Below are 12,413 nucleotides of genomic sequence, written 5' to 3'. Positions count from 1 at the left end.
GTTACTAGCGATACCAGGCCGAGTAACATTGCTCGCCCGGTATCAGCCACTGAATTCGGTTCAGACATCGTAATCCAGTGCATTGATTGCGTTGTCCAGCTTGCCAAGCAGGGTCACCAGAGAATCGGTGTTGATACTGTACTCGCGAAAGGCCATTTCAGCCATTGGCTGAATGGCGCAGCTGTTAGGCAGTGTTGCCCTGGCATCGATGATGGCCTGCATGCGTGGGATAAACAGCCATTGCAGCCAGCTTTCAAACGCCATGAGATCACAGCAGAACGGTGCAGTGCTGTTCATGGCTTCATCATCAGGAGGAAGTGCGCTCCACATGTTCTTCGCCTGCAGCTCCTGTTGCAGCTGTTGCAGTAGCAGTCGAACATTTTGGCTGGAACTCATTGAATGTCTCCGCGTTAGCTCCCGTCGCTGTTTCTGTATCAAAGCAGGCAGCAACAGGAGGTGTACTACTTAAACGTCACTTAAGCGGGGCATTATACCCATTCACTTTGTTTCTTGCGTCGCTTGAACATACTCAGCATCACTCCAAGGATGACACCTGCAAGCACTGCACCGGCACCGGTCACGAACCAGGATACATTCTCATTTTTTCGCAGGCGCTGATTTTCTTCTTTGGTATTGCTGAGATCGCTTTGCAATGTGCTGATCTGCTGGGTAAGAACCGTCTTCTCGCTTTTCCACTGATCGACGGCTTTTACCTCTGAGTCCAGATTGCTCAGTTTATTGCTCAAGCTGGTACGTTGCTGCTCAGTTTGGTCCAGCGAGGATTTCAGCGTATTGCGTTCCTGCTGCAATGCGTCCAGGTTGACCTGCAAGCTTTGCCGTTGCTGCTCAAGACTGGCTACTTTGCTGGAAAGCTGATCTACACGATCCCGGCTGGCGGGATCATCCATCAGGAAGTAATTCTGAATCCAGCCCTCGTTGCCGTCGTGGGTGCGTACCTTGGTGAACTCATCTCCCTTTTGCAGGATCTCCATTGCTTCACCGCTTTTAATTGCGCGCTCGACGACGGAGGCTGATCCATTGGGTGCTGAGCGAATGGCGACGAACTGTACGTCTGACACGTACATTGTTTGTGCCCACAGAGCGGAGGAGAACGAAGCCAGTCCAGTCAACAGACATACACGTGCCAATACCATGTATGGGTTCCTTTAAATTACATAGTCAAAAGAATGCCAGCTACCAGGTTGGCAAGGTCCGCTGGTAACGTTCCTCACCTGCAGTGGGCAGTTATGACGATGCCTAAAACGCTGCCATCCTGTCCACAGCAACCTGTTAAGGCAGGTTGGCGTTGATAAGAACCCCCTAACTTATCCAAAAAAGCTGTGGATATGTATGGGAGTAACAGAATGAAAACTTTCGCCAGAGGTAGAGACTGCTGCATTTTCCGAGTATTGGCCAGAAAAGCAGCAGGTCTCATGTGTTCTGTCGGTGCCCGCTCGCGGACTGATACGTGAGTGGGCTATGGAGTATCACTGATTTACCACAGCGATCATCGATCAAATGCTAATGGCGCTCCGCCGGGTCAGGGCAATGAAATACCTTGGTCACCTTGTTGTCGTCGCTGATTGTCTCCAGATGCACATCGAAGCCCCACAGTCGATGCACGTGCTTCAGCATATCCTGAGTGGTTTTACCCAAAGGACGGTGATTATGCTGGTAGTGGCGTAGTGTCAGTGCGCGGTCGCCTCGGATGTTGACGTTATATACCTGAATATTGGGTTCTCTGACGCTGAGGTTGTACTGAGCCGCCAGCGCATCACGTATCTTGCGGTAGCCCTCGTTGTTATGAATGGCCTCGACTTTGAGTGTCGGCGCCTTTTCGTCATCCAGAATGGCAAACAGGTGGAAGTCCCGAATAACTTTGGGTGACAAGTATTGCAGGATAAAGCTCTCATCCTTGAAGTTCTTCATGGCGAAATGAATTGCTTCGAGCCAGTCGCTACCTGCAAGATCAGGGAACCAGTAGCGGTCCTCCTCCGTGGGGTTTTCGCAAATGCGTTTGATGTCCTGATAGATGGCAAAGCCCAGCGCATAGGGGTTGATACCGCTGAAATAAGGGCTGTCGAAAGAGGGCTGATACACGACATTGGTGTGAGACTGCAGAAACTCGATGAGGAAGCCATCCGATATCAGGCCCTCGTCATACAGGCGATTCATGATGGTGTAGTGCCAGAAGGTCGCCCAGCCTTCGTTCATTACCTGTGTTTGTCGCTGAGGGTAGAAGTACTGTCCCAGTTTGCGCACGATACGAATGATTTCGCGCTGCCAGGGTTCCAGCAGTGGCGAGTTTTTTTCAAAGAAATAGAGAATGTTTTCTTCCGGTTCGGCTGGAAAGTGCGGGGTCTTATCATCTGCATCACCCGACCTTTCTTTCCGTGGAATGGTGGTCCAAAGGTCATTCAGATGGCGCTGGATATACTCTTCACGTTCAAGCTGACGTTGCTTTTCCTCTTCTGCGGAAATAGGACGAGGGCGAACATAGCGGTTCACGCCGTAGTTCATCAGCGCATGGCAGGAATCAAGGGTCTCTTCTACTGCATCATGTCCGTAGCGCTCTTCGCACTTGGAAATGTAGCTCTTGGCGAACACCAGATAATCAATAATGGCGGATGCATCGGTCCAGGTTCTGAACAGGTAGTTACCCTTGAAGAAAGAGTTGTGGCCATAGCAGGCGTGCGCCATAACCAGTATCTGCATCATCAGGGTGTTTTCTTCCATCAGATAGGAAATGCAGGGGTTGGAGTTGATGACGATTTCATAAGCCAGACCCATTTGGCCGCGCTTGTAGCGCTGCTCCGTTTCCAGAAACTGTTTGCCGTAGGACCAGTGGTGATAGTTCAGCGGCATGCCCACTGAAGAGTAGGCATCCATCATCTGTTCGGATGTGATGATTTCTATCTGGTTGGGGTAGGTATCCAGTTTGAAGGCTTTGGCAATCCGGGCAATTTCCTTGTCATAGGCCTGCACCAGCTCGAAGGTCCACTCAGACTGGGTGGAGATGGGTTGCTTGCGCTCGACGACAGCTTCGATCATGACACCTTCCTCCTGAACAGTTCCCGGAATACCGGATAAATATCGCTGGGGGTCTCAATTCGCTGCATGGCGAAGCTATCAGGATAGCCCGCTAGAATCTGCTCGTATTCATGCCACAGGTTTTGGTGTGGATTGGTAGTGATTTCCACGTAGGCAAAGTATTGCACGACGGGCAGGAGTGCCTCTGTGATCAGCTTGCGACAGGTGGCTGAGTCTCCATCCCAGTTGTCGCCGTCAGAGGCCTGGGCAACGTAAATGTTCCAGTCAGCGGGCGAGTAGCGAGCCTGCTGAATATCTCGGCATAGCTCCAGCGCACTGGAAACAATCGTGCCGCCTGTCTCACGGGAATAGAAAAACTCCTCTTCATCCACTTCTTTGGCGCGGGTATGGTGACGGATAAACACGACTTCGACCGATTTATAATTTCGCTGCAGGAACAGGAAGAGCAGCATGAAGAAACGTTTGGCGATGTCCTTGGTTTCACGTGTCATGGACCCTGAAACGTCCATGATGCAGAACATCACGGCTTTGCTGGAGGGCATCGGTACTTTGACCATATTGCGGTAGCGCAGGTCGATGTCATCAAGGAAGGGAAGGCGTTTGATATTGGCTTTTAACGCTTCTATTTCTTCCTCAATCTCATCAAGGCGTTGGCGCAATGCAGGAGTAATCGGAGGGTGCTGTAAAATCTGCTCTTTGGCTGCCCGTAGCTCGCGCAACTGGCGACGATCATTGCCAGATAAGGCAATGCGACGTGAGTAAGCAGACTTCAGGGTGCGAACCACATGTAGCTTTTCCGGGGTGCCGTGAGAGGTGAAGCCAGCCATGCGCCGCTCAAAGGCCTGAGTGTCTTTCAGGTGCTTCTTTACCAGATTGGGTAACTCGAGATCTTCAAAAATAAACTCCAGAAATTCATCCCGGTTGATGTGAAAGGTGAACTCATCCACGCCTTCGCCGCTGTTGCTGGCCTGTCCCTGCCCGGCGCCACCACCACCTCCGCCCCCTGGGCGCTGTATCTCGTCCCCTGTCACAAACTCTTTATTGCCAGGAAATACGCGGGTATCGGCGCCGCCCTGACCATGATGGAAAATAGGCTCTGATATATCACGCCGCGGAATGGTGATATCGGAACCGTTGTCGACATCGGTGATGGAACGCTGATTGATGGCCTCCGCTACTGCTTCTTTGATGTGTTTTCGGTAGCGATGTAAAAAGCGCTGGCGGTTGACCGCACTTTTGTTTTTACCGTTCAGACGACGGTCAATAATATAGGTCATGTCCGTTCCTCCATGCCTGGAAGCATGGTTCTGCATACTGGTAAACGGACCAGCCACTGGGCCTGGTCCGTTGTGTCAGTGAGATCCAGCTCCTGGATTCGCCTGTGGCTACTGGGTCATCACTGTGATTTACGTACCCGGATGTACCATTCGCACAGCAGACGAACCTGCTTCTCAGTGTAGCCACGTTCAACCAGACGCTTGACGAACTCGTTGTGCTTCTTCTGATCCTCTGAAGAGGCTTTGGCATTGAAGGAAATGACGGGGAGCAGGTCCTCAGTATTGGAGAACATTTTCTTTTCAATCACATTGCGCAGCTTTTCGTAGCTCAGCCAGCTTGGGTTTCTGCCATTGTGGTTGGCACGAGCGCGCAGCACAAAGTTGACGATCTCGTTGCGGAAGTCCTTGGGATTGGAGATGCCAGCAGGCTTCTCGATTTTCTCCAGTTCTTCGTTGATCGCCTGACGGTCGAGAATGTCGCCGGTTTCAGGGTCGCGGTACTCCTGGTCCTGAATCCAGAAATCGGCATAGGTGACGTAGCGGTCAAAGATGTTCTGGCCATACTCTGAGTAGGATTCAAGGTAAGCCGTCTGAATTTCCTTACCGAGGAACTCGATGTACTTCGGCGCCAGATATTCTTTGATGAACCGCAGGTAACGTTCCTGTGTTTCTTCCGGAAATTGCTGGCGTTCAATTTCCTGCTCAAGTACGTAGAGCAGGTGTACCGGGTTGGCAGCGACTTCGGTGGGGTCAAAGTTGAACACCTTGGACATGATCTTGAAGGCAAAGCGGGTCGACAGACCGTCCATCCCTTCATCCACGCCAGCCATGTCTTTGTATTCCTGCAGGGACTTGGCGCGGGGATCGGTGTCTTTCAGATTCTCACCATCATAAATCCGCATCTTCGAGTAGATGCTGGAATTCTCAGGTTCTTTAAGACGGGACAACACCGTAAACTGCGCCATCATCTTCAGGGTGTCAGGTGCACAGGGAGCCTGACGCAGAGAGCTGTGCTCTATCAGTTTCTTGTAGATGTTGATCTCTTCCGACATACGGGTGCAGTAGGGCACCTTGACGATGTAGATACGATCAATAAAGGCCTCGTTGGTTTTGTTGTTGCGGAAGCTCTGCCACTCCGATTCGTTCGAGTGGGCCAGCAGGATGCCGTTAAAGGGCAGGCTACCAATGGCCTCTGTACCGTTGTAGTTTCCTTCCTGAGTGGCAGTCAGCAAGGGGTGTAGCACCTTGATTGGCGCTTTGAACATCTCGACGAATTCCATGATGCCCTGGTTGGCGCGGTTCAATGCGCCGGAGTAGCTGTAAGCATCAGGGTCGTTCTGCGAGAACTCTTCCAGTTTGCGAATGTCGACTTTACCGACGAGGCTGGAAATGTCCTGGTTGTTTTCGTCGCCGGGTTCAGTTTTCGCGATGGCGACCTGATTGAGTCGTGATGGGTAGAGTTTTACTACTCTGAACTGCTCAACATCACCGCCAAACTCATGAAGGCGTTTGATTGCCCAAGGCGACATCACACCGCTGAGGTAACGTCTGGGAATACCAAACTCTTCCTCCAGGATGGTGGCATCTTCATCGGGGTTAAATAGGTTGAGGGGGGACTCAAATACGGGAGATCCCTTGATGGCATAGAAAGGGACGTGTTCCATCAGCTGTTTCAGGCGCTCAGCCAGAGAGGACTTACCACCGCCGACAGGGCCGAGTAGGTAGAGGATTTGTTTACGCTCTTCGAGACCTTGTGCTGCATGTTTGAAATAGGCGACCAGCTGCTCAATGGCTTCCTCCATACCATAGAACTCATGAAAGGCTGGGTAACGCTTGATCAGTTTGTTTGAGAAGATTCGTGACAACCGGGGATCGCGCGATGTATCAACTTGCTCAGGTTCACCGATGGCCATCAACATGCGTTCGGATGCTGTGGCGTACGCAGTCGGATCGCGTTTGCATAGCTCCAGATACTCTTGCAGGCTGAATTCTTCCTGACGGGTGGCATCGTAACGTTGCTTGTAACTATTAAAGATACTCATAACCATCACCTTCCCTTCGTTAGATTCAGTTCCAGTCGTCTGGGCTTTTATGTTGCCGCTAGACGTCTATCGCTCTCTCTCAAGTCTGGCAAATAATGTTATGTAGCGCGTTGCAGGTGCGGATCAGGCTGGTGCTCACACCCCTATGAAACCAGCAGCTGATAAGTAATTTGTTTCACCTTCAATGACCACAGGTTTGCCATTCTCACATTCATCTATAGGTGCATATTCAATTGTTCTCAATTGATTAGAAGGCAAATTCCCCGCCAAGTTCTGCTATTGCATAAAAAGAGCTGTTACTAGCGCTTTAGTGACAGGCCAGTGCCTGACTATGCAAACGTTGATGCTGGCTAGGTCTGCCTGATTGTCTTCAGAGCTGTTCGATTCTGATGGTTGTGAGGTTGGCGGTGGCAGATATCACGAGAGGTAGCTGAAGTTGAAGCACTTTGAAGCAGTTGTCTTCGAATGGGGGAGCAAGAGGAAAGGGCTCAAACGTGTCTTGCTGCGCTGTTTTGGTGAGATAAAAGACCTTGTGCACAGATGTGGGATCAAAAACTGCCTGATTTTTGGGCAATGCCAGCGAATCCATGCTGGCTTAATGGGGAATGCAGATCTGTGGGTGATAAAAGCGCTACTGCGACAAGACATCGCAGTATTTTTACCTGTAGTCCCAGAAATGGGACTACGCTTTTGTGCTGATAACTTAGCGTCGGCCATCCGGAACGTGGAGGTTGGTACTTTCCTTTACTTCCTCCATCACTACATAACTACGGGTGTGACTGACACCAGGCAGCTTCTGCAGGATTTCCCCCAGCAGGCCGCGATAGGCAGACATTTCACCAATACGCGCTTTAACGAGATAGTCGAAGTTGCCGGAGACCAGGTGGCATTCCATGACATGAGGCAGCCCCATCACTTCGCGGCGGAAGTCCTCAAACACGCTGGGAGAATTATAAGTCAGGCTGATTTCAACAAAGACCAGCAAGCTGGCGTCGAGATGATGGGGGTTAAGATGGGCGTGGTAGCCAATGATGACACCATCACGCTCCAGCTTCTTTACCCGTTCCATGCAAGGGGTAGTGGAAAGCCCCACTTTGTTGGCCAGCTCGACGTAAGAAAGGCGGGCATCTTCTTGTAAGGCCCGCAATATATGGCGATCGATACGGTCTAATTTTCGTTCTGAATTTTTAGATGTCATTTTTGGTTTCTTTTTCTGTCTATTTTCATTTTTTAGGTCTAATCACCTTTGCTGGCGGCTAAATCCCAAAAAAAATCTTCTCAGGTGTCGCTATACTAGCGATAAATATTACCTACAACATGGGGCGTATGCCGAGAATGTTTTCGGTAAATGTGATCTGCAGCAGATGAATTGCCTGTCATAGCATCAAAATGCAGATCAACACTATACCTCCTTGAGCATAGGCCGTGTGGAGCCAGTCATGAAAGTATTAGTTCTCGGTAGTGGTGTTATCGGTGTTACCCATGCCTATTATCTGGCCAAGGCCGGGCACTCGGTAACTGTCGTCGATCGTCAGCCTGGCCCTGCACTGGAGACCAGTTATGCAAATGCCGGGCAGATTTCTCCCGGATATTCTGCACCCTGGGCGGCACCGGGCATTCCTGTCAAAGCCATGAAGTGGCTGGCTCAGCGTCATGCACCTCTCAAGTTGCATCCACAGATGGATACCACGATGTGGAAGTGGATGATGCAGATGCTGTCCAACTGCACCGAAAGCGCCTATGCCGTCAACAAAGAACGCATGATGCGTCTCGCCGAATACAGTCGTGACTGCTTTATTCAACTGCGGAAAGACACCGGAATTCAATACAACGATCGTCAACAGGGAACATTGCAACTGTTCCGTACTGATAAGCAGGTGAAGGCTTCGCAGAGCGACATTGCGGTGCTTGAGCGTTGTAATGTGCCCTATGAAGTGCTTTCGATGGATCAGTGTATTGCCATTGAGCCTGCGCTGGAGCGCGTTCGTGAGAAGTTCATCTCCGGTCTGAGACTGCCCGGTGACGAGACCGGTGATTGCTTTGAGTTCACCAGTAAGCTGGTAGAAATCAGCAAGCAGATGGGAGTGGAGTACCTGTTCGACACCACAGTGAACAAACTGTTGTCTCGTGGTGGCAACATTATCGGTGTCGATACCTCTGCTGGAGAGTTAACTGCGGATATTTACGTAGTAGCGATGGGGAGCTATACCCCGTTTCTGGTGAATCCGTTGGGGCTTGAACTGCCCATTTATCCAGTGAAAGGTTACTCCCTGACTGTGCCTATCACCAATGCCGATGCGGCGCCTGTATCCACTGTTATGGATGAAACCTATAAGGTGGCGATTACTCGTTTTGAGGATCGTATCCGCGTGGCGGGCACTGCTGAGCTGTCAGGGTACAACCTTAAACTGCGCGAGCCGCGCCGCGAGACTATTGCTATGGTCGTGCGTGATGTATTCCCTGACGGTGGTGACGTCGACAAGGCGGAGTTCTGGACCGGTTTGAGGCCAATGACACCGGATGGTACTCCGTTGGTCGGCAAGACCCAAATCTCCAATTTGTACCTCAACAGTGGTCATGGAACCCTGGGCTGGACAATGTCTTGTGGCTCGGGCAAGTTGTTGGCCGATGTCATCAGCGGCAAACAGCCGGACATTGATCCTGCGGGCCTTGATGTCAGTCGCTACAGCTAATTGAGGGGCGCATTGCGTACCTCTTACCTCCCAAAGACAGGATAGATCATGAGCAACAAAAGCATTATTTCAACCGATAAGGCACCAGCAGCAATCGGACCTTATTCTCAGGCGGTGAAGGTAGGCAACCTGGTGTTTCTGTCTGGTCAGATTCCACTGGATCCAGAGACCATGGAGGTCGTTAAGGATTCATTTGAGGCGCAAGCTGTTCGCGTCTTCGAAAACCTGAAAGCCGTTGCCGAAGCTGCTGGCGGCTCCATGTCTGATTTCGTCAAGATCAACATCTTCCTGACCGATCTGGCCAATTTTGCTTCGGTCAATGAAGTAATGCAGCGCTATTTCTCTGCACCTTATCCTGCACGTGCCGCAATCGGCGTCAAAGAGCTGCCGAAAGGTGTGGATGTAGAAGTTGAAGGTGTGATGTCTCTGTAACGGAGCATCAATTTCAAACGAGCGCCTGTCGGCAGCGGTCTGCCTGATGGGCGCCGGGGTGCGCCTGCACCCGTGATCAGGAGTGAGGAATATGCGCGCCTTGCGTGCGGAAGTGGATCTGGATGCCATTCGCCATAACTACCGTCTTGCCAAACAGCAAAAGCCCGGTGCCAGAGCAGTGGCCACGGTCAAGGCCAATGCTTATGGACATGGAGCGGTGCAGGTTGCCAGAGCGCTGGCAGATGATGCAGATGCCTTTGGTGTAGCGTGTATTGAAGAGGCCATTGAGTTGCGTGAGGCTGGTATTGAACGGCCGATCCTGCTGCTGGAAGGTTTTTTTGCGGCTGATGAGTTACCTCTGATCGATTCGCTACGCCTGAGTACAGCTATTCACTGTGAGGAGCAGCTGGCGCTATTTGCCTCTTATTCATTCAAGCAGCCAGTCGATGTCTGGCTGAAAATGGACTCTGGCATGCACCGCCTGGGGTTCTTCCCTGAGCGTTTTGTAGAAGTATTTGAACTGTTACGGCGTCATCCCGGTGTGGCAACGCTGGGTAAAATGACGCATTTTGCCCGCGCTGACGAGTTGAGTTGTGATTACACTCGCAAGCAATGGCATACATTCAGTGAAACGATTGCCAGCCTGCCTGGCCCGGTAAGCGCATCCAATTCGCCTGCAACACTGGGGTGGCCTATGGCTCATGGCGATTGGTTGAGGCCGGGGCTGATGCTGTACGGCATTTCTCCTTATGCAGGGTCCCATCCTTTGGCAGATCAGCTGAAGCCTGCCATGTGTATTTCATCAGAGGTGATTGCCGTACGTGATCTGTCTGTCGGAGAGCCGGTGGGCTATGGCGGCAGATTTGTTACTACGGCACCAACGCGTGTCGGAGTGGTCGCCATGGGATATGGTGACGGCTTCCCCCGTCAGGCGGTTGATGGTACTCCTGTTCTTGTCAATGGTGTGCGTACTCGGCTGATAGGCAGGGTGTCCATGGATATGCTGACTGTTGATCTGACTCAGGTTGAAGGGGCTGCAGCAGGCGCTAGGGTCGAATTCTGGGGGAATGATTTAAAGGTGGCAGAGGTTGCCAACTATTGTGACGCCATACCCTATGAGCTGGTCACCAAACTGACTCGAAGAGTGCCTCTGTTTTACAAGGGCTAACTTTGGGAGAGTAGCGCAGTATTTTGAGGTAATCGATGAGGTGGCTTGGCTACCTCTTTTTGTTTGTGCTGAATAAGTGCTGGGTATGTGCACGGAGTTGTGCACATCACATTACCTGTTGTTTAGTTCCGGACGCCAGAAAGAAATGAAAAACCCCGCCTTTGACAGGATTCCCAAAAAACTGAACTTATGTTCGGTTTGATGCGAATCCGCAATGGCGGGGCTTTTCAGCTCTATTGACTGCAGCAGGCGCCTTAATAATGCTTAGGCGCTAATAGCGTCTGCTTCATCGGGCTCCTGCACGGCTCCAAGCTCTTCGATAGGCGTCAGCAGGTCACGAGAGAAGGCTTCTTCATCAATAGTGCAACCAAGGTAGTCAGCAACGATACGCATATCACGCTCAGCATTACCCAGGCAGCTGGTTGCGCCAGGTGAGGGCGTCATGTTGAAGACGATACCAGTGCCAGGATTGATCTTGGCTTCACCCATCATCAGCTTGCGATTTTTCTTATCGATCAGCTGAGGGCGCACGCCACCGAAACCTTTGGCGTAACTGATATCGTCCACTGTCAAAGAAGGGATAATCTTCTTGATGTCCTTCAGGAACAGGCGACGATTGATGTAGGGCACTTCAAACAGGAAGTTGCGGAAAATGTAGTTACGGATATCACGAACCTTGAACAGGTCGTAGAACACCTTGGCTACATTGCTGTCCAAACGTAGTACCTTGAGGAAGTCCCAGAACGAGGATGGGCAGTAGCGTTCCAGCATCGGCAGCATCAGTGCAGTTGGTCCAAAGCGGGTTTTGCCCAGTGCTTTGACGTCGTTGTCACCGTGTACAGCTGCAAACGGCAGGTGAGGGTTCTGAACAGTGTATACTTTGCCGTTCAGAGCCTGTGGAGCGAAGTAGAAACTTCCTGCCATGGGCAGGCAGGAGAACTCCAGGCCGTAACCCATTTTCTGAGCAAATAGCAGTGAGTGGCCACCAGCGCAGACGACAACGAAGCGAGCTTCAAATTCGCCTTTGCTGGTCTTGACGACATGGTTGCTGCCCACTTTCTCAATATCGATAACTTCTGCGCCCAGCATCAGTTCGATATTTTTGCCTTCAATTTTCTTGACTTCGCTGACGAACGATTCTGACAGAGCCTGATAATCTGCAGCAGAATAAGCGTCGACAGTGCCGGTAGCGACGATTTCGTCTTTACGCAGTTCGCCGTTGATCATGGCAACGTTGGGTTCAATCTTGGCGATGTCTTCTTTTTCCAGCAGTTCCATTTTGGGGAACAGCTCTTTGAACTCGGTGTAACGTTTGCGGATATAGTCGCATTCCGTCTTGCCAACACCCAGTACCATCTTGGGCATTTTGAAGATGATCTTGTCGCGCTCTTCAGCCGGGAGACGAGTCGCATAGTGAACGATCATGTCTGCAGTGCGCTTCACTGTTCGCGCTTTATCGACCGTATAGTTGGTTTCGATATCGCCGCAGTGAATGGTCTGGCTGTTGTTATGGCCGTGAGAGTTTACCTTCGCAATGCCATCGTATTTCTCGACCAGGCCGAGGCTGGTCAGATCGGTATACTTGGCCAGTTCATACAGCAGGGCAGTGCCGGATACACCGCCGCCGATGATAAGGACGTCAAACTTTTTATCAGGCATAATCGCTACACTTTATCGGTGGTCAGACTTATCGACCTCATGGGTGGTGAGGCCTCCTGCATGCGCTCTTGACGCAGGCGTGGTGTCCAGT

Annotated in this window: 10 protein-coding genes; 3 read left to right on the top strand and 7 right to left on the bottom strand. The window is 51.3% G+C overall.

Features of this window, described 5'->3' with window-relative positions; translation table 11 throughout:
• Positions 1 to 60 precede the first annotated feature (60 nt).
• From QCD60_RS03440 to QCD60_RS03415, 6 genes are all read right to left on the bottom strand, one after another.
• The gene (locus QCD60_RS03440; protein ID WP_104156486.1) at positions 61 to 396 is read right to left on the bottom strand and encodes a YqcC family protein; all 336 of its coding nucleotides are present in this window, start codon (positions 394 to 396) and stop codon (positions 61 to 63) included.
• A gap of 92 nt (positions 397 to 488) precedes the next feature.
• On the bottom strand, positions 489 to 1,154 hold the full coding sequence (locus QCD60_RS03435; RefSeq protein WP_110188301.1) for a TIGR04211 family SH3 domain-containing protein: 666 nt from the start codon (positions 1,152 to 1,154) through the stop codon (positions 489 to 491).
• Positions 1,155 to 1,521: 367 nt separating this feature from the next.
• Complete coding sequence (locus tag QCD60_RS03430) at positions 1,522 to 3,051, bottom strand: SpoVR family protein (protein WP_279782424.1); 1,530 nt, start codon at positions 3,049 to 3,051, stop codon at positions 1,522 to 1,524.
• A complete protein-coding gene (locus QCD60_RS03425) occupies positions 3,048 to 4,328 on the bottom strand; it encodes a YeaH/YhbH family protein (RefSeq protein WP_104156488.1) in 1,281 nt (426 codons plus the stop codon). Before QCD60_RS03425 ends, QCD60_RS03430 begins: the two co-directional genes overlap by 4 nt.
• 119 nt (positions 4,329 to 4,447) lie before the next feature.
• On the bottom strand, positions 4,448 to 6,370 hold the full coding sequence (locus QCD60_RS03420; protein WP_104156489.1) for a PrkA family serine protein kinase: 1,923 nt from the start codon (positions 6,368 to 6,370) through the stop codon (positions 4,448 to 4,450).
• A gap of 703 nt (positions 6,371 to 7,073) precedes the next feature.
• A complete protein-coding gene (locus QCD60_RS03415) occupies positions 7,074 to 7,568 on the bottom strand; it encodes a winged helix-turn-helix transcriptional regulator (protein ID WP_104156491.1) in 495 nt (164 codons plus the stop codon).
• 241 nt (positions 7,569 to 7,809) lie between these two features.
• Between QCD60_RS03415 and QCD60_RS03410 the strand changes: the two genes are divergently transcribed.
• The 3 genes from QCD60_RS03410 (at position 7,810) to alr (ending at position 10,663) form a co-directional block, all read left to right on the top strand.
• Positions 7,810 to 9,063 carry a D-amino acid dehydrogenase gene (locus QCD60_RS03410; RefSeq protein ID WP_279782418.1) on the top strand — a complete coding sequence of 418 codons (1,254 nt, stop codon included), beginning with the start codon at positions 7,810 to 7,812 and terminating at the stop codon, positions 9,061 to 9,063.
• Positions 9,064 to 9,111: 48 nt separating this feature from the next.
• A complete protein-coding gene (locus QCD60_RS03405) occupies positions 9,112 to 9,495 on the top strand; it encodes a RidA family protein (protein WP_104156493.1) in 384 nt (127 codons plus the stop codon).
• 91 nt (positions 9,496 to 9,586) lie between these two features.
• Positions 9,587 to 10,663, top strand: a complete 1,077-nt coding sequence (gene alr / locus QCD60_RS03400) for an alanine racemase (protein WP_279782412.1) — start codon at positions 9,587 to 9,589, stop codon at positions 10,661 to 10,663.
• Positions 10,664 to 10,927: 264 nt separating this feature from the next.
• Here alr and QCD60_RS03395 read toward each other — a convergent pair whose 3' ends face one another.
• Positions 10,928 to 12,322 carry an FAD-dependent oxidoreductase gene (locus QCD60_RS03395; protein ID WP_279782410.1) on the bottom strand — a complete coding sequence of 465 codons (1,395 nt, stop codon included), beginning with the start codon at positions 12,320 to 12,322 and terminating at the stop codon, positions 10,928 to 10,930.
• Positions 12,323 to 12,413 lie beyond the last annotated feature (91 nt).

Source organism: Pokkaliibacter sp. MBI-7 (assembly GCF_029846635.1).
GTDB lineage: Bacteria > Pseudomonadota > Gammaproteobacteria > Pseudomonadales > Balneatricaceae > Pokkaliibacter.
This window is presented reverse-complemented; position numbering and strand designations above follow the sequence as displayed.

Coding starts and splice junctions, on each gene's coding strand:
- QCD60_RS03440 (WP_104156486.1), bottom strand. CDS start 396: ATGAGTTCCAGCCAAAATGTTCGACTGCTACTGCAACAGCTGCAACAG.
- QCD60_RS03435 (WP_110188301.1), bottom strand. CDS start 1,154: ATGGTATTGGCACGTGTATGTCTGTTGACTGGACTGGCTTCGTTCTCC.
- QCD60_RS03430 (WP_279782424.1), bottom strand. CDS start 3,051: ATGATCGAAGCTGTCGTCGAGCGCAAGCAACCCATCTCCACCCAGTCT.
- QCD60_RS03425 (WP_104156488.1), bottom strand. CDS start 4,328: ATGACCTATATTATTGACCGTCGTCTGAACGGTAAAAACAAAAGTGCG.
- QCD60_RS03420 (WP_104156489.1), bottom strand. CDS start 6,370: ATGAGTATCTTTAATAGTTACAAGCAACGTTACGATGCCACCCGTCAG.
- QCD60_RS03415 (WP_104156491.1), bottom strand. CDS start 7,568: ATGACATCTAAAAATTCAGAACGAAAATTAGACCGTATCGATCGCCAT.
- QCD60_RS03410 (WP_279782418.1), top strand. CDS start 7,810: ATGAAAGTATTAGTTCTCGGTAGTGGTGTTATCGGTGTTACCCATGCC.
- QCD60_RS03405 (WP_104156493.1), top strand. CDS start 9,112: ATGAGCAACAAAAGCATTATTTCAACCGATAAGGCACCAGCAGCAATC.
- alr (WP_279782412.1), top strand. CDS start 9,587: ATGCGCGCCTTGCGTGCGGAAGTGGATCTGGATGCCATTCGCCATAAC.
- QCD60_RS03395 (WP_279782410.1), bottom strand. CDS start 12,322: ATGCCTGATAAAAAGTTTGACGTCCTTATCATCGGCGGCGGTGTATCC.